Source organism: Pseudomonas sp. 1928-m (assembly GCF_029269135.1).
Lineage (GTDB): Bacteria > Pseudomonadota > Gammaproteobacteria > Pseudomonadales > Pseudomonadaceae > Aquipseudomonas.
In genome coordinates, this window is sequence record NZ_JARIXO010000003.1 from 43,328 (window position 1) to 58,955 (window position 15,628).

16 protein-coding genes and 1 pseudogene are annotated in these 15,628 nt (G+C 62.8%); 9 read left to right on the forward strand and 8 right to left on the reverse strand.

Annotated elements, in window-relative coordinates; translation table 11 throughout:
* The 6 genes from P3C18_RS12100 to argH form a co-directional block, all read right to left on the reverse strand.
* Positions 1 to 2,856 carry a class I adenylate cyclase gene (locus P3C18_RS12100; RefSeq protein ID WP_275962104.1) on the reverse strand — a complete coding sequence of 952 codons (2,856 nt, stop codon included), beginning with the start codon at positions 2,854 to 2,856 and terminating at the stop codon, positions 1 to 3.
* Between the two features lie 177 nt (positions 2,857 to 3,033).
* Entirely contained in the window at positions 3,034 to 3,279 is a 246-nt protein-coding gene (locus P3C18_RS12105; protein WP_090254617.1) for a TIGR02647 family protein, read from the reverse strand.
* A 177-nt stretch (positions 3,280 to 3,456) separates the two neighbouring features.
* Positions 3,457 to 3,726: a hypothetical protein gene (locus P3C18_RS12110; RefSeq protein ID WP_090254619.1), complete on the reverse strand. Its 270-nt coding sequence runs from the start codon at positions 3,724 to 3,726 to the stop codon at positions 3,457 to 3,459.
* 24 nt (positions 3,727 to 3,750) lie between these two features.
* Entirely contained in the window at positions 3,751 to 4,230 is a 480-nt protein-coding gene (locus P3C18_RS12115; protein WP_275962105.1) for a GNAT family N-acetyltransferase, read from the reverse strand.
* A 6-nt stretch (positions 4,231 to 4,236) separates the two neighbouring features.
* On the reverse strand, positions 4,237 to 4,479 hold the full coding sequence (locus P3C18_RS12120; protein WP_275962106.1) for a hypothetical protein: 243 nt from the start codon (positions 4,477 to 4,479) through the stop codon (positions 4,237 to 4,239).
* 31 nt (positions 4,480 to 4,510) lie between these two features.
* A complete protein-coding gene (argH, locus tag P3C18_RS12125) occupies positions 4,511 to 5,905 on the reverse strand; it encodes an argininosuccinate lyase (protein WP_275962107.1) in 1,395 nt (464 codons plus the stop codon).
* Between the two features lie 254 nt (positions 5,906 to 6,159).
* Between argH and P3C18_RS12130 the strand changes: the two genes are divergently transcribed.
* From P3C18_RS12130 to rsd, 8 genes and pseudogenes are all read left to right on the forward strand, one after another.
* Positions 6,160 to 7,242 carry a sensor histidine kinase gene (locus tag P3C18_RS12130; protein WP_275962108.1) on the forward strand — a complete coding sequence of 361 codons (1,083 nt, stop codon included), beginning with the start codon at positions 6,160 to 6,162 and terminating at the stop codon, positions 7,240 to 7,242.
* On the forward strand, positions 7,239 to 7,985 hold the full coding sequence (locus P3C18_RS12135; protein WP_160014938.1) for a LytTR family DNA-binding domain-containing protein: 747 nt from the start codon (positions 7,239 to 7,241) through the stop codon (positions 7,983 to 7,985). Before P3C18_RS12130 ends, P3C18_RS12135 begins: the two co-directional genes overlap by 4 nt.
* A gap of 92 nt (positions 7,986 to 8,077) precedes the next feature.
* Entirely contained in the window at positions 8,078 to 9,016 is a 939-nt protein-coding gene (gene hemC, locus P3C18_RS12140) for a hydroxymethylbilane synthase (RefSeq protein ID WP_275962109.1), read from the forward strand.
* Between the two features lie 11 nt (positions 9,017 to 9,027).
* Positions 9,028 to 9,768: pseudogene (locus tag P3C18_RS12145) on the forward strand (uroporphyrinogen-III synthase); the annotation flags it as partial.
* Between the two features lie 123 nt (positions 9,769 to 9,891).
* Positions 9,892 to 11,007, forward strand: coding sequence for a uroporphyrinogen-III C-methyltransferase (locus P3C18_RS12150; RefSeq protein ID WP_275962431.1), 1,116 nt, complete (start codon positions 9,892 to 9,894; stop codon positions 11,005 to 11,007).
* The gene (locus P3C18_RS12155) at positions 11,004 to 12,254 is read left to right on the forward strand and encodes a heme biosynthesis HemY N-terminal domain-containing protein (protein ID WP_275962110.1); all 1,251 of its coding nucleotides are present in this window, start codon (positions 11,004 to 11,006) and stop codon (positions 12,252 to 12,254) included. Before P3C18_RS12150 ends, P3C18_RS12155 begins: the two co-directional genes overlap by 4 nt.
* A 23-nt stretch (positions 12,255 to 12,277) precedes the next feature.
* On the forward strand, positions 12,278 to 12,820 hold the full coding sequence (locus P3C18_RS12160; protein ID WP_275962111.1) for a DUF3833 domain-containing protein: 543 nt from the start codon (positions 12,278 to 12,280) through the stop codon (positions 12,818 to 12,820).
* Between the two features lie 196 nt (positions 12,821 to 13,016).
* A complete protein-coding gene (gene rsd / locus P3C18_RS12165; protein ID WP_275962112.1) occupies positions 13,017 to 13,490 on the forward strand; it encodes a sigma D regulator in 474 nt (157 codons plus the stop codon).
* 12 nt (positions 13,491 to 13,502) lie between these two features.
* On the opposite strand, the gene P3C18_RS12170 is transcribed toward rsd, so the two are convergent.
* Positions 13,503 to 14,147: an FKBP-type peptidyl-prolyl cis-trans isomerase gene (locus P3C18_RS12170; protein WP_275962113.1), complete on the reverse strand. Its 645-nt coding sequence runs from the start codon at positions 14,145 to 14,147 to the stop codon at positions 13,503 to 13,505.
* A 125-nt stretch (positions 14,148 to 14,272) separates the two neighbouring features.
* On the opposite strand from P3C18_RS12170, the gene P3C18_RS12175 reads away from it, so the two are divergent.
* Positions 14,273 to 15,166: an AlgP family protein gene (locus P3C18_RS12175; RefSeq protein WP_275962114.1), complete on the forward strand. Its 894-nt coding sequence runs from the start codon at positions 14,273 to 14,275 to the stop codon at positions 15,164 to 15,166.
* Here the strand turns inward: P3C18_RS12175 and P3C18_RS12180 are convergent.
* On the reverse strand, positions 15,163 to 15,627 hold the full coding sequence (locus P3C18_RS12180; protein WP_275962115.1) for a TIGR02444 family protein: 465 nt from the start codon (positions 15,625 to 15,627) through the stop codon (positions 15,163 to 15,165). The two genes, P3C18_RS12175 and P3C18_RS12180, sit on opposite strands and share 4 nt — an antisense overlap.
* Between the last annotated feature and the right edge of the window lies 1 nt (position 15,628).

Below are 15,628 nucleotides of genomic sequence, written 5' to 3' on the forward strand. Positions count from 1 at the left end.
TCAGGCCTTCTGCAGTGCCTGATTAAGTGCCGCCTCCAGGCGGCTCTTGTAGCGCAGATAATGCACGCTCTGCATATGCCCATCACCAAGTACCGCCGACAGGTCGAGGTCGGTGATATAGCAGGGGTAGCGCGCGCCATCGCGGCGTTGCGCGAGGATGTGCTGGGCCACGGCGGCGAACAGGTCGCCGGCGTATTCCAGTTCGGAAAATTCGCGGTGATTACAGTACAGGGTGACGTGTGAGCGCTTGCCATCTGCCGGCTCGACGATGGCCTGCACGTCATAGAACGGGTGGCTGATCGGTGACAGCGGCGGCGGTCGGCGCTCCAGGCGCTGGGCGCGCAGCGGCGCATCCGGCAGCACCTGGTAATACAGCACTTCCAGCGGCTGATGCGCCGGCAGATTATCCAGCGGCAGCAAGGCATTGCGCCGGTACAGCACCGATTGCAGAAAACGTTGCAGCGGGGTCAACAGGCTTTGTTCATCACGGAACGGCATTTGCTGGCGCCATAGCGCGTTGTGCTCGTCGAGCACGCTGAGTTCGGCCGTGGCGCTGCCTTCGTTCAGCCGATAGAACACTTGAATGCACTGTGGCCGGCCCACGGGCAGGATCAGCGCCAGGTCTTCCCCTTCCAGGGCGCTGCGATCCAGGTGCAGCTCGCTGTAGCCGGGCAGCTCCTCGCCCAGATGGTCGATGAGTGTGGGCAGGTCTTTCAGGCTGGTGTGGCTGACGTGGCCGGGCTTCAGTTCGAGTACGTGGTACTGCTGTTTGATCTGCAGCAGGTAGCGGTTGGCCTGTTCGCTGCTGAAGCTGCCGAGGGTTTCGCGGAACAGCTCTTCGACCCGCTCGGCAATCGCCGTGGCGCGGTTGCGGCAGAAGCAGCGCACCCGCAGGTTGGGTTTGCGGCCAGTGGCCGGCAGGGCGTTGAGGAAGTCACGCAGACAATCGAGCAGCGCATGCGGGCCGTCATAGCGGGTCACCAGCAACTCGTTCCAGCTGTTCAGGGTGACCTGGTCGATGGTCAGAATCAGGTTCTCGCGCACCCCGGAATAACCGAGCGCATCGGTGCGCTCGGTGGTCATGTGCATGTTCATCTGGCTGAACTGCTTGAGCGGATCGATGCCGACGTTGACCAGCAGCAGCACCTCGCCGGGCACGCTGGCGCTGAGCAGGGCCGCTTCATCGACCGCCGGCAAAGGCAGCGGCACCACCTGCTGCAGGCTGCTGAGCAGGTTGGATAGCTCGTACTCGGTCAGGTCGCTGGAGCCTGGATGCAGCGACAGCCGCGTGCTGTTGTCGATTACCCCATTGCGCTGGCACCAGGCAAGCAGTTCGATCAGCTCGCGCGAGCGCTTGAGCGGCGAGAAGTCTTCCAGGTCCTGGGCGTTGACGCTGCCGCTGTAGAGCGCCCACAGCGTTTCATTGGGCTCGTCCGGGCTGGGGCTTTGCGCCAGGGTCAGGGTGTCTTCGGCGAGGTCCGGGGCGATGCCCGGGTTGATAAATTCGATCTTCCCGGCCTTGCGCTCGAAGGCGGCGTACAGACGGCGGCCGAGGATGCCCAGGTCGCGGCTGTTGAGCGAGCTGCCAGCGTGTTCACTGCGGGCAAATTCGGAGAGAAAGCGGTAGCTGTAGGTCAGCTCGTTGACCAGCATGCGCCGCTCGGCGCTGACCTGGCGCACCTTCCACTGGCTGCGGCTGTCGAGCATCGCCAACTGGCGGCTGTCCCAGTTCCAGTCGCGGGTCAGGCGCTCGAGCAGCAGGCGTTGCCAGCTCTTGCGGTTGTTGCGCGGTGGGCGGCTGAGCTTCTTGTCGACCTTGAGGTACAGGCAGCGGCGGATCAGCTCCAGGCGCTCATGCTCGCCACGGGCCTTGAGGTATTCCTCCAGGCGGCGGTAGACCACGATGTAGGGGTCGAGCTCATCGACGTCCAGGCGATTGGCGAATACGGCCTGCTTGAAGCGCAGTGACAGGCATTCGACCTTGGGGTGTTCGCTGGCGTAAACCTCGGTCAGCAGCAGTTTGAGCACCGATTTGTACGGCGACTCGATGCCCTTGAACAGCTGCCACATGCCCGCGCCGATAAACTCTTCCGGCGGAATGCGCGCCAGATGGCCGAGGTCGAGCACATCCTCGGCGCGGATAAAGCGCTTGGCCAGCAAGGTGCTGGTGTAGTGCTGGTAGCGCTGCTCTTCATACACCGGCACCAGCCACCACAGCGGCGTGCGCCCGCCGAGCCAGATGGCGGTGCGGTAGAACTCGTCGAGCAGCAAGTAATGCTGGGTAGTTCCGCAGTCGTCCGAGGTCAGCTGCGCCTCGCGTTCGCCCTGGGTGAAACGCGCCGGGTCGATCAGAAAGAAATGCGCTTCGGCGCCGAAGGTGGCCGCCCAGCCTTCCAGCAGCGCGCACTTCTTGTGCAGTTCATGCAGCTGTTGCTGGCTCAGGTCGCTGGCGTGGCACACCCACAGGTCCATATCGCTTTGCTCGGCCTGGGCCACTGTGCCCAGGCTGCCCATCAGAAACAGGCCGTGGATCGGCAGCGTCTGTTTGCCGCGGTAGGGCTTGTAGGCGAACGAGCGGGTCAGGCGCTGCACTTCGGACAGCAGCTCGTCATCCGGCTCGAAGCCGCTAAGGCCGGCCGGGGTCAGCCCGGACACGTAGCCCGGCAGCAGCGGATGATTGACGTGGAACAGCAACGGCAACAGCTTGAGCACCAGTTGCTGGCGCGTCGACAGCGCCTGCATGGCGCGTTGCAGGCGGCCCTGGTTGAGTTTGAGGAAGCGCGCACGCAGCTGCGTCAGTACCTTGCGGTCGATACCGTCTTCAATGTCCGGGCGAATTTCCTCGGTACGACTCATGCTCAGGCTCTGCAGGGCGGTGCGTGATCATGCCTTGCCAGGTGGCTGGCGGACGGCTGCGGATACAGGGTTATCGCCTGCGTCGCGGGCAGCTTGAGCAAGCCGCTGCAACGCAGGCTGGGTTGGCTCAGAAACGGTTTCGATCACGCACTGGTTGGCGCGATGTGAGGGCGCTTCTTAGGCCGCTTCGGTCACATTGAGAATGGTCAGCAGAACTTGCGCGTGTTCGGCAGCGTCGAGGCCCAGGCTGGTCAGGTAGCCGCCGTCGGGTTGATTGATCAGGCCTTTGTCGTGCAGGCGTTGGGCGGCGGCAATCGCCGAGGGAGTGGCAGTGTGGTGAACCTTGATTCCTTCCTGGGTGGTACCCAGGTTGAACAGCGCGAGGATTTCCAGTTCGGCAATCAGTTCAGGGGTAAAGGCCATAAGTACTCCAGCTTCTTGTTTTAGTGAGCTGCGGCCGGCGGCGGCAGCACCCGCTGCGGTAAATCGGCTGAAACAACAGGCAGCCTGCGAAGGCAGTGTAGTGAAGCCCCAGGCAGTCTGCTGTGACCTGATGCTGCCAGAAGTTGGAGGGTTGTGGGGTAAATTTTTCCAGGCTGTTTACGGCGCCTGTTCGGGCAACTCGGGCAAGGCGCGCAGGCCCTGCTCGTAGCGGGCGAGATCGAAGGGGCGGTCGTCGCGCAGCATGACGTCGATTTCATCGGCTAGCACCAGGGCCATCAGCTCGATGATTTCATCGCGTTCATAGCCGACCAGGCTGAGCTTGTTCAGCACCGCCTGGACGAAGGCCGGCTCGCCGGCTTCCAGCTGGTTTTCGATGGCCTGGATCAGGGTGTCCTGGGCGAAATCTTCGTCGTCTTGCTCGCTCATATGCTGCTCCAAAAGAGTGCTGCTTCAGCCTTGGGCAAAATCCAGCAAGGCCTGGCCGGTCAGGCGGTAGGTGGTCCATTCGTCCTGCGGGCGGGCGCCGAACGACTGGTAGAACTCAATGGCTGGCTGGTTCCAGTCCAGCACGGCCCACTCGAAACGGCCACAGCCTTTGGCCACGGCCAGCTGTGCGAGGTGACGCAGCAGGGCTTTGCCCGCGCCCACGCCGCGCTTTTCCGGGCTGACGTAGAGGTCTTCAAGGTACAGCCCGTGTTTGCCCAGCCAGGTCGAGTAGTTGAAAAAGTACACGGCATAGCCAATCGGCTGACCTTCATGCTCACAGATCAGCGCGCGGGTGCTGCTTTCGGGGCCGAACAGACTCGCCTCGATCCCCGCTGCGTCGGTCTTCACCTCATGCTCGGCTTTCTCGTAGATCGCCAGGTCGGTGATAAAACCCAGGATCAGGGCGGCGTCTTCGATGGTAGCGGTGCGGATATGCAGAGACATGGGTACTTAACCGTAGAGAAAAACCAGAACAGTCAGCGGCAGGCCAACCACGCAGAGAAAGCCGAAGGCGCTGACCCAACTGCTGAGCGGGTCCATCGGGTCGGATATACGCAGCGGCAGGCGCGGATAGCTGCCCAGCGTGAGCAGGCGCAGCACCAGCCAGCCGCTGGCGTAGAAGAGGTAGCCGAAAATCAGCTCCAGTACGACTTCCGCCAGGACAGCCAGGCCGCGTAGCAACAGCTCGAACATGGGACATCCCTTTCCCTTGGTGTGTCGACGATCAGCGCGTCGTCAGCAGTTCTTTGCCGCGCACAACAGCCGCACGCACCTGATTCGGTGCGGTGCCGCCGATATGGTCGCGGGCGTTGACCGAGCCTTCCAGGGTCAGCACGGCAAATACGTCCTGCTCGATCTGCTCGCTGAACTGGCGCAGCTCGTCCAGGCTCATCTCGGCCAAATCCTTGCCGGACTCGACGCCGTATTTCACCGCATGGCCGACGATCTCGTGGCAGTCGCGGAACGGCAGGCCCTTGCGCACCAGGTAGTCGGCAAGATCCGTGGCGGTGGAGAAACCGCGCAGCGCCGCTTCACGCATGATCGCGTGCTTGGGCTTGATCGCCGGGATCATGTCGGCAAAGGCGCGCAGCGAGTCGCGCAGGGTGTCGGCGGCGTCGAACAGCGGTTCTTTGTCTTCCTGGTTGTCCTTGTTGTAGGCCAGCGGCTGGCCCTTCATCAGGGTCAGCAGGCCCATCAGCGCGCCGAACACGCGGCCAGTCTTGCCGCGCACCAGTTCAGGTACGTCGGGGTTTTTCTTCTGCGGCATGATCGAGCTGCCGGTGCAGAAACGATCTGGCAGATCAATAAACTGGAACTGCGCGCTGGTCCACAGCACCAGCTCTTCGGAGAAGCGCGACAGGTGCATCATGGCAATCGAGGCGGCGGCGCAGAATTCGATGGCGAAATCGCGATCCGACACGCCGTCCAGCGAGTTGCCGCCAACGGCGTCGAAACCGAGCAACTGCGCGGTGACTTCGCGCTGAATCGGGTAGGTGGTGCCGGCCAGCGCCGCCGAGCCCAACGGCATGCGGTTGGTGCGCTTGCGGCAATCCACCAGGCGCTCGTAGTCACGGCTAAGCATTTCGAACCAGGCCAACAGGTGGTGGCCGAAGGTCACTGGCTGCGCGGTTTGCAGGTGGGTAAAGCCGGGCATGATGGTCTCGGCTTCACGCTCGGCCTGCTCCAGCAAACCCTGCTGCAGGCGGGTGATCTCGGCCAGGATCAGGTCGATTTCGTCGCGTAGCCACAGGCGGATATCGGTGGCCACCTGATCGTTACGGCTGCGCCCGGTGTGCAACTTCTTGCCGGTGACGCCGATGCGGTCGGTCAGGCGCGCTTCGATGTTCATGTGCACGTCTTCCAGATCGACGCGCCAGTCGAACTGGCCGGCTTCGATCTCGCTCTGAATCTGCGTCAGGCCGTCGACGATGGCATCGCGCTCGGCGTCGCTCAACACGCCGACCTTGGCCAGCATGGTGGCGTGGGCGATTGAGCCCATGATGTCGTGGCGATACAGGCGCTTGTCGAATTCGACGGAGGCGGTAAAGCGGGCAACAAAGGCATCGACTGGCTCGCTGAAGCGGCCGCCCCAGGATTGGTTGGTTTTTTCAGTGCTCATGGGCTTCGCTCGGCTGGTGCGCTAAAACGGGCTGGCCGCGCTGGGGCGGCCGGCAAGACGGAAAAGTGCGCCGATAATAACAGGCTGGCCGGTAAATTCGCCGCGTCGCTTTGTCGGTGGGCGCAGCTAGGCTGCAGTAGAGCAATGTTGCGCCGTTCACAGTTTTATCGCGGCGGGCGCATTTCGGTGCTTTATTTTGCCCGGTCGCAGCTGTCTATCTTGCTGCTGGTGCGGCTCACGCGGAAACTGCGGCGATGAAAATAAAAAGCGCTTTATCAGAAAAACAACCACCACTGGTCGATGACTTCTTTGTGCCCGAGCTTTGCCAGCCAGAAGCCCTGCTGAGCATGGTGCTGTTGGCCGAGTTGCTGGTGCTGGTGCTGGTGTTGTCCGAGCCGATGCTGCCGGGCTTCGATTGGGTGCGCCTGGCGCTGACGTCGCTGTTTGTGCAATGGATCGTGTTGCTCTCGGCCGCCGTGCTGTGCCGTCTGCGCCCGTTGATGGCGCGCATGCCAGCGGCCACTGCTGGAGCCCTGTGCTGCGCGATTGTGGTCACCCTGAGCCTGATCTGCACTGCCGTTGCGGATTACTACGAGCTGGGCGGACCACTGCCGCGCACCGGCGAGGTCAATCTGTACCTGCGCCATGCCTTGATCAGCCTGATCATGTCGGCGCTGCTGCTGCGCTATTTCTACCTGCAGAGCCAGTGGCGCAAGCAGGAGCAGGCCGAGCTGCGCGCGCGTATCGAATCGTTGCAGGCGCGTATCCGTCCGCACTTTCTGTTCAACAGCCTGAACAGCATCGCCAGCCTGGTGGTGGTCGACCCGTACAAGGCCGAGCAGGCGGTGCTCGATCTCTCCGATCTGTTCCGCGCCAGCCTGGCCAAGCCCGGCAGCCTGGTGCCCTGGCGCGAAGAGCTGGAACTGGCACAACGATATTTGTCGATTGAGCGCTATCGGCTCGGCGAGCGTCTACAGTTGCAGTGGGAGATTGTCGATGTGCCGGATGATCTGCCGATTCCACAACTGACGCTGCAGCCCTTACTGGAAAACGCCTTGATCTACGGCATTCAGCCGCGTATCGAGGGTGGCCTGGTGCGGGTCGAGGCGAGTTATCACGAGGGGGTATTCCAGCTGTGCGTGAGCAATCCATACGAACAACTAGGCGAGCAGCCGCCATCGCGCGGCACGCATCAGGCGCTGACCAATATCGATGCACGGCTGGTGGCACTTTTCGGGCCGCGGGCCAGTCTCAGCGTAGAGCGCCGTGACGGACGCCACTTCACTTGTCTACGCTATCCTTGTGCGAGACCCAAGCAGGAAGCCCGTGCATTATGAATGTCCTGATTGTCGATGATGAACCCCTGGCCCGAGAGCGCCTGAGCCGCATGGTGGGCGAACTCGATGGCTATCGCGTGCTTGAACCCGCAGCCAGTAACGGCGAGGAGGCCCTGAGCCTGATCGACAGCCTGAAGCCGGACGTGGTGTTGCTGGATATCCGCATGCCGGGCCTGGATGGCCTGCAGGTGGCTGCCAGGCTGTGTGAGCGTGAGGCGCCGCCGGCCGTGATTTTCTGCACCGCCCATGATGAGTTTGCCCTGGAAGCCTTCCAGGTCAGTGCTGTGGGTTATCTGGTCAAACCGGTGCGCGCAGAAAGCCTCAGTGAGGCGCTGAAGAAAGCCGAGCGGCCCAACCGAGTGCAACTCGCCGCCCTGACCCGTCCTGCAGTAGACAGCGGTGGCGGCCCGCGCAGCCACATCAGTGCACGCACCCGCAAAGGCATCGAGCTGATTCCGCTGGATCAGGTGATCTACTTTATCGCCGACCACAAATACGTGACCCTGCGCCACGCTGGCGGTGAGGTGCTGCTGGATGAGCCGCTGAAAGCCCTGGAAGACGAATTTGGTGATCGCTTTGTGCGCATCCACCGCAATGCACTGGTTGCCCGTGAGCGTATCGAGCGCCTGCAGCGCACGCCGCTCGGGCATTTCCAGCTGTTCCTCAAGGGTATGAACGAGGAAGCGCTGATTGTCAGCCGCCGGCATGTTGCCGGGGTGCGCAAACTGATGCACAACCTCTGAGGTCGACCGGGCGATCCGGATGACTCCGGGTCGCAGGCCTGATCTGGGCCAGCCTGTTATTATCCCCGGCAGTTCGTTTTCTGGAATTGCCCATGTCTCGCGAAATCCGCATTGCCACCCGTAAAAGTGCCCTGGCCCTGTGGCAGGCCGAACACGTCAAAGCCCGCCTGGAACAGGCACACCCTGGCCTCAAGGTCAGCCTGGTGCCCATGGTCAGCCGTGGCGACAAGCTGCTCGATGCGCCGCTGGCGAAGATTGGTGGCAAGGGCCTGTTTGTCAAAGAGCTGGAAACCGCCATGCTCGAAGGCGAGGCCGACATCGCCGTGCATTCGATGAAGGATGTGCCGATGGACTTCCCAGAAGGCCTGGGCCTGTATTGCATCTGCGAGCGGGAAGACCCACGTGATGCCTTCGTTTCCAACACCTACGCCAGCCTTGATGCATTGCCCGCAGGCAGCGTGGTCGGCACCTCCAGCCTGCGCCGTCAGGCCCAGCTGCTGGCGCGCCGCCCGGATCTGAAAATCCAGTTTCTGCGTGGCAACGTCAACACCCGTCTGGCCAAGCTGGATGCCGGTGACTACGACGCCATTATCCTTGCCGCAGCCGGCCTGATTCGTCTGGGTTTCGAAGAGCGCATCCGCTCCTCGATCAGCGCGGAAGACAGCCTGCCGGCCGGTGGTCAGGGCGCGGTGGGTATTGAATGCCGCACGGCGGACAGCGAAATCCACGCCCTGCTGGCGCCTCTGCATCACCGTGATACCGCGCTGCGGGTGACCGCCGAGCGTGCGTTGAACAAACACCTGAATGGCGGCTGCCAGGTGCCAATTGCCTGCTACGCGGTACTCGAAGGTGAGCAGCTGTGGTTGCGCGGCTTGGTCGGTCAGCCGGATGGCGGCCTGCTGTTGCGGGCGGAAAACCGTGCGCCGCTTGCCCAGGCCGAGCAGCTGGGTGTGCAGGTGGCTGAAGCGCTGCTGGCCCAGGGCGCTGCGGCCATTCTGCAAGCCGTCTATGGCGAGGCCGCCGCCGAGTGAGTGCATGGCGTGTGCTGTTGACGCGACCGGTCCAGGAGTCGGCCGCGTTGGTGGCAACCTTGGCCGAGCAGGGTGTCTACAGCAGCAGCTTGCCGTTGTTGGCCATCGAGACGCTGAGCGAGAGTGCCGAACAACGCGCCACGTTTGCCGATCTGCAACGCTACTGCGCAGTGATCGTGGTGAGCAAGCCCGCGGCGCGGCTGGCGCTTGATCTGCTGGATCGCTATCAAGTGTCAGTGCCTGCCGAGCAAGCCTGGTTCAGCGTCGGTGCAGCCACGGCGCAGATTCTTCGGGAACACGGCCTGCAGGTGCATTACCCCGAACAGGCCGATGACAGCGAGGCGCTGCTCGCCCTGCCACAGTTGCAGCAGGCGCTGACGGCCGCCACCAATCCGCAGGTATTGATCCTGCGCGGCGAGGGTGGCCGAGAGTTACTGGCCGAGCGCTTGCGCGGCCAAGGCGTGCAGGTGGACTATCTGCCACTGTATCGCCGGGTGCTGCCGGATTACCCGCCGGCAGCGCTCGCCGAACGCATTCAGGCTGAACGCCTGAACGCGCTGGTGGTCAGCAGTGGGCAGGGCTTTGTGCATTTGCGCGAGCTGGCCGCTGACGCCTGGGCCGACCTGGCCCGGCTACCCTTGTTTGTACCCAGCCCGCGAGTTGCCGAGATGGCCCGTGCAGCGGGTGCACAATTTGTTGTGGACTGCCGTGGCGCGAGTGCCGCGGCGTTGCTGGCAGCCTTGCAGGCGCAACCTGCCCCGATCTCTGACGCAAAGGATGGATACGTGAGCGAAGCAACTACCCCGAAAGAGCAAGCCCCGAACGATCCTGAGGTGAAACAACAGCAGCCGGTGCCGGCGGATGCCGCCGCTGCGTTGCCGGTTACGCCACCGGCCGCGAGCAAGCCGGCTTCGCGTGGTAACGGCCTGGCGTTGCTGGCCTTGTTGGTTGCGGCGGCTGGCGCCGGTGCGGGCGGTTGGGGACTGTGGCAGTTGCAGGCGCTGGACGCTCGCGAGCAACAACAGCAAGGCCAATTGCAGGACGCGCGTAATGAGGCGCAAAGCCTGGCGCGCACCGGCGAGAAACTGGAGCAGCGGCTCGATCAGCTGCCGAGTGTCGAGGAGCTGGAAACCCGTCGTCGTCTGCTGACCCAGCTGCAGGGCGATCAGCAGTTACTCAACCAGCGTTTGGAAACTGTACTCGGTGCCAGCCGTCAGGACTGGCGCCTGGCCGAGGCTGAGCATCTGCTGCGTCTGGCCAGCCTGCGCCTGTCCGCCTTGCAGGACATCAACAGCGCCACCGCGCTGGTGCAGGCCGCCGATGAAATCCTCCATGAGCAGGATGACCCCGCCGCATTTGCCGCCCGCGAGCAATTGGCCAAGAGCCTGCAAGCACTGCGCTCCACCGCCAACCCGGACCGTACCGGGTTGTTTCTGCAACTCGGTGCATTGCGCGAGCAGGTGGCGCAACTCAATGCCCTGGCCCCGAGCTTCAGCGGCGAGGGTGGCGTGCTCAGCGAGCTGGCCGATGCAGGTGTGGTCGAGCAACAGTGGTGGCAGCGTGGCCTGCAAACCTTGTCGGAATACTTCCGCATCGATTTCAACGCCGACCGCAATATTCGCCCTGTGCTCGCCGGCCAGAGCCTGACCCAGGTGCGCCTGGCTCTCAGCCTGGCGCTGGAGCAGGCGCAGTGGGGCGCCTTGCACGGCCAGACGGCGGTGTACCAGCAGGCCCTGCAGCAGGCTCGTGAAGTGCTGGATGCGCACTTCGATGTGGATAACCCCAACAGCCGCGCCCTGCGCGCGCGCATTGATGAGCTGGCCGAGCGGCCAATCGCGGTGACGCCACCGGACCTCAGCCCGACGCTGAATGCCGTGCAGGCATACATGCAAGCAAAGCAGGCCGCGCGCAGTCAGCAGCAGATCGAGGCTGAGCCCGCCGCAGCGGCCAGTGATGATGTCGAGGCGCAACTGCAGGAGGCACTGCAATGAAGCGCCTCTACTGGTTGCTGCTGATTCTGGCAGTGGTTACCGGCGTCGCCAGCCTGGTGCTGTTCGGTCTGCCACTGGCCGAGCACAAGGGCTATGTGCTGATTGCCTTTCAGGGCTTTCGCTATGAATCCAGCCTGTGGGCCTTTGTCGCCCTGGTGTTGGTGATTTGGCTGTTGATTTATCTGCTGCGTTTAAGCGTACGGCTGCTGGTCACGTCCGGCGGCCTGCTCAATCCCTGGTCACGCCTGCACAGCCGTCGCCGCGTGCGGCTGGCGTCCGAGCAAGGCTTTCTCGACCTTGCCGAAGGCCGCTGGGCGCGCGCTTTGCGCCATCTTAAGCAGGCAGCCAGCAGCTCGCCGCAGCCCTTGAGCTATTACCTGGGCGCCGCACGCGCTGCGCATCAGCTGGGTCATCACAGCGACAGCGATGATCTGCTGGAGCAGGCGCTTAACCGCCAACCGCAGGCGGAGCTGGCAATTGCCCTGCAACATGCTGAGCTGCAACTGGCGCGTGGGCAGACCGATGCGGCGCTGGATACCCTGCAAGCCATGCGCTCGCGTCATCCGCACCATCACCTGGTGTTGCGTCAGCTGCAGCAACTGTACCTGCAGTCGGGCGATTGGTCGGCCCTGCTTGGGTTGCTGCCTGATCTGCGCAAGGAGAAAGCCTTAGGCAATGCCGAGCTGAGTGAGCTTGAGCGTCAGGCCTGGCGAGGCCGCTTGCTGCAGGCCGCGCGGCCGGTTGACGGCGATGCGCAGGCGGCGCTGCTGGCGTTGCAGCAAGTCTGGCAGGCCATGTCCTCGGCGCAGCATCAGGTGCCCGAGCTACTGGCGGTGTATGCCGAGCAACTGCGCCAACTGGGTGGCGAAGCCGAGGCGGAAGAGCTGCTGCGGCATTTCTTGAAACAGCATTACGACACTGCCCTGGTGCGCCTCTACGGCTTGTTGCATGGGCGTGATCTGGGCAAGCAGTTGCAGGCGGCCGAGGGCTGGTTGAAGCAGCATCCACAGGATGCCGGCCTGTTGCTGACGTTGGGGCGGCTGTGTCTGCACAGCCAGCTTTGGGGCAAGGCCAAGGATTACCTGGAAAGCAGTCTGAGCTTCCAGCGTCATCCGGAAACCTGCGCCGAGCTGGCCCGTCTGTTGGCGCAACTGGGCGAGCTGGAGCGCAGTAACAGCCTGTATCAGGAAGGTCTGCGCCTGCTTGATGCGCGCTTGTGTACGCCGGTTTTGCCTGCGGCGACTTGATTTAGCCGTTTATTGAGGTGCTTATGCGGACGCTGTTGATCTGTTGCCTGGTGGCGCTGTTGGTGGGTTGTGCCGGCCCGCAGGTGAGTGATTACGCCAGCGAACAGCCGCGCCTGGAGCTGAACGATTACTTCAATGGCGACTTGCAGGCCTGGGGCATGTTCCAGAACCGCTCCGGTGAGGTGGTCAAGCGCTTCCATGTGGCCATGACCGGCACCTGGGATGGCGATGTGGGCGTGCTCGACGAGCGCTTTACCTACAGCGATGGCAGCACCGAGAGGCGCGTCTGGACCCTGAAGAAGCAGGCCGACGGCAGTTGGCGTGGTACTGCGGATGATGTGGTCGGCGAAGCTGTCGGTGAGGTCGCCGGCAATGCCTTGCACTGGCGTTACCAGCTGCGGCTGAAGGTCGATGACTCAACCTATGTGGTTGATTTTGATGACTGGATGTTCCTGATGGACGGCCAGGTGATGCTCAACCGGGCGCGTATGTCGAAGTGGGGCATTGATCTTGGCCAGGTCACGCTGAGCTTTTACAAGCCCGCTGCGGCTGAGAGGGCCGAGTAGCTGCCGGTTAAACGCTTGTATGAAATTTTCTCCAGAGCTACCTTGAAGGCCTAGGCCTGCGGGAATAATCTGGCTCACAGATACCGCCGGAAAGTTGCCGTTTCACGGTTGTCTTCCCAGACCTTGCGCGGACTGACAAAAATCTGTCTCGATGCGGGCGTACAACACTAATAGCAATAGGGAAGTAGAGGTCATCATGCTCGAGAGTTGTCAGAACGCCCAGGAACGTTGGGGTGGGGTTCACCTGCTGATCGACCGCTGGCTGCAAGAGCGCAAAGAGCTGGTGCATGCCTATGCCGCCATCAACAGCTCGCCGCAAGCGCCGAGCGCCAATGCCGAAGCCCTGCAGCGCTTTTGCGAAATCCTCGTCGATTACGTATCCGCTGGCCACTTCGAGGTCTACGAGCAGCTGACCAGCGAAGCCAAGGCTTTTGGTGATCAGCGTGGCCTCGATCTGGCCAAGCAGATCTACCCGCGCATCGAGGTGATCACCGAAGTGGCGCTGGCCTTCAACGACCGCTGCGACAATGGTGATTGCCATGATTCGGTTTCACTGCTCGATGAGCTGAAGCGTCTCGGTCAGTTGCTGCACGAGCGTTTCGAGCTGGAGGACTGCCTGATCGAAGTCCTGCACAACGCCCATCAGGAACAGGCTGCGCCTGCCCTCTGATGCGCTGATGCGTTACTCCTTGGTGTCGAGCAGCTCCAGCTCGAACACCAGGGGCGAGTAGGGCGGAATCAAATCCCCGGCACCTTCTTCGCCATACGCCTGCGCCGACGGAATCACCAAGCGCCACTGCGCGCCTACCGGCATCTGCTGCAATGCGCTGCGCCAGCCGGCTATCACACTGTCCAGGCGAAACCACTGCGCGGTCTGACTTTCGTCAAACTGGCTGCCATCCGCGAGAAAACCGATATAGCGCACCTGAATGCGATCCTTAGCGCCGGGTTTGCGGCCGCTGCCGGCGCGCAGTTCCTGCATCAGCACGCCGTCCTGCAATACACGCACACCGGCCTTGGCTTTCTCCGTAGCGAGAAAGCGCTGCTCGGCGGTCTTGGCCTTTTCGATGCGTTCCGGCGCGTTGGCCAGCTGCGCTTCATGCTCGGCCAGCAGGCTTTCGATGCGCTTGGCATCCAGCGCCAGCGGCTCGTTACGATAGGCCTGGCGCAGGCCGTCGAGCAGCGCTTGCAGCTCCAGATCCGGCACTTCATCGCGCAGCCGCTCACCGAGTTTTACCCCCAGGCTATAAGCCAGGTCGTGGGAATGCTCATGTGCCTGAGACAGCGGCGCGAGCAGACAAAGCAGTAGCAAGGCGAAACGTGGCATGGGTGTTCTCCGGCCTAAGGTGCGCCGATTATGCCAGTCAGGCTCGCAAGCTCAATGCGCGAGGTGGCAAGGCGGGCAAAAGGAGGTCTAGTATGACGCCATCTTCATCCGCCAGGAGGCGAGTCATGTCGGCTACAAAGAATGCAAAGAAGAAATCAGTGAGTACCCCGCTGCACCTGTTGCAGCAACTTTCCAGCAGCCTGCTTGAGCATCTTGAAGATGCCTGCACCCGCGCTTTGGTTGATGCCGAGAAGCTGCTCGCCAAGCTGGAAAAGCAACGCGGCAAGGCCCAGGAAAAACTGCATAAGGCCCGCAGCAAAATGCAGGATGCAGCGGTCGCCGGCAAAGCCAAGGCTCAGGCCAAAGGCAAAGAAACCGTGGCCGAACTGGAGCAGCTGCTCGATACCCTGAAAGATCGTCAGAGCGAAACCCGCACCTATATCGCCGGCCTCAAGCGCGATGCGCAGGAAAGCCTGAAACTGGCGCAAGGCGTTGGCAAGGTTAAAGAAGCCGTCAGCAAAGCGCTGGACAGCCGTTCGACCAAGGCTGCTGCAGTTAAACCGGCTGCCAAGCCGGCCGCGACCAAAGCCCCTGCCAAACCCGCAGCCAGCAAGCCAGCGGCTAAACCTGCCGCTAAAACTCCCGCCAAGCCAGCTGCCAAGGCACCGGCCAAGGCCGTAAGCAAAGCGCCCGCTGCAGCAAAACCTGCAGCTAAGGCGCCGGCCAAGCCTGCGGTGAAGAAACCAGCAGCGGCCAGTACGGCCAAACCGGCGGCGAGCAAGCCGGCCGCGCAGCCTGCCAAGGCAGCCGCTAAGCCCACAGTGAAAAAGGCGCCAGCCGCCAAGCCGGCCGCAAAACCTGCGGCGAAACCCGTGGCGAAGCCTGCTGCGAAAAAACCAGCCGCCAAGCCCGCTGCTAAACCGGCTGCTGCCAAGCCCGTGATTGCCAAGGCTGCGGTTGCCGAAGCGCCTGCTGCACCTGCAGGCAGCAATGGCAGCACCCCGCCAAGCGCTGTCTAAGCGCTGAGGTGTGCCGCCGCGATGCGCAGCGTTTGCAGCGCATCGCGGTTGCCGGGCTGGGGCGCCAACCGCTCCAGCCAGTCCAGCGGCGCGTCTGCCGCGCTGTCTGACCAGTCTTGAGTGCACGCCGCCAGGCGTTCCAACTGCTCGCGCTCCGCCTTCAGTTCAAGCTGTTTGATCTGTTCACGTAACTGCCTCAGAGCGTTATCGCTCTGCGCCTGCTCACGCCAGCTCTGGCGCAATTGGCGTAGCGGCACCACCACCTGCTGTTGCCAGGGCTGCGCCAGATTTTTCAGCGTCGTGACGCGTTCGTCGTTGCAGGTGATCTTGCGGGTTTTCAGCCAGGCGGCGCACAGCAGCAGGCACACATCTGCACCTTGCGCTTGCAGCAGCAGGCACGCGGCCTCGACGCCAGGGCGTTGATACAGAGCTTCGGCGAATCGCCACAGGTCAGTAGGCATG

Coding starts and splice junctions, on each gene's coding strand:
- P3C18_RS12100 (WP_275962104.1), bottom strand. CDS start 2,856: ATGAGTCGTACCGAGGAAATTCGCCCGGACATTGAAGACGGTATCGAC.
- P3C18_RS12105 (WP_090254617.1), bottom strand. CDS start 3,279: ATGGCCTTTACCCCTGAACTGATTGCCGAACTGGAAATCCTCGCGCTG.
- P3C18_RS12110 (WP_090254619.1), bottom strand. CDS start 3,726: ATGAGCGAGCAAGACGACGAAGATTTCGCCCAGGACACCCTGATCCAG.
- P3C18_RS12115 (WP_275962105.1), bottom strand. CDS start 4,230: ATGTCTCTGCATATCCGCACCGCTACCATCGAAGACGCCGCCCTGATC.
- P3C18_RS12120 (WP_275962106.1), bottom strand. CDS start 4,479: ATGTTCGAGCTGTTGCTACGCGGCCTGGCTGTCCTGGCGGAAGTCGTA.
- argH (WP_275962107.1), bottom strand. CDS start 5,905: ATGAGCACTGAAAAAACCAACCAATCCTGGGGCGGCCGCTTCAGCGAG.
- P3C18_RS12130 (WP_275962108.1), top strand. CDS start 6,160: ATGAAAATAAAAAGCGCTTTATCAGAAAAACAACCACCACTGGTCGAT.
- P3C18_RS12135 (WP_160014938.1), top strand. CDS start 7,239: ATGAATGTCCTGATTGTCGATGATGAACCCCTGGCCCGAGAGCGCCTG.
- hemC (WP_275962109.1), top strand. CDS start 8,078: ATGTCTCGCGAAATCCGCATTGCCACCCGTAAAAGTGCCCTGGCCCTG.
- P3C18_RS12155 (WP_275962110.1), top strand. CDS start 11,004: ATGAAGCGCCTCTACTGGTTGCTGCTGATTCTGGCAGTGGTTACCGGC.
- P3C18_RS12160 (WP_275962111.1), top strand. CDS start 12,278: ATGCGGACGCTGTTGATCTGTTGCCTGGTGGCGCTGTTGGTGGGTTGT.
- rsd (WP_275962112.1), top strand. CDS start 13,017: ATGCTCGAGAGTTGTCAGAACGCCCAGGAACGTTGGGGTGGGGTTCAC.
- P3C18_RS12170 (WP_275962113.1), bottom strand. CDS start 14,147: ATGCCACGTTTCGCCTTGCTACTGCTTTGTCTGCTCGCGCCGCTGTCT.
- P3C18_RS12175 (WP_275962114.1), top strand. CDS start 14,273: ATGTCGGCTACAAAGAATGCAAAGAAGAAATCAGTGAGTACCCCGCTG.
- P3C18_RS12180 (WP_275962115.1), bottom strand. CDS start 15,627: ATGCCTACTGACCTGTGGCGATTCGCCGAAGCTCTGTATCAACGCCCT.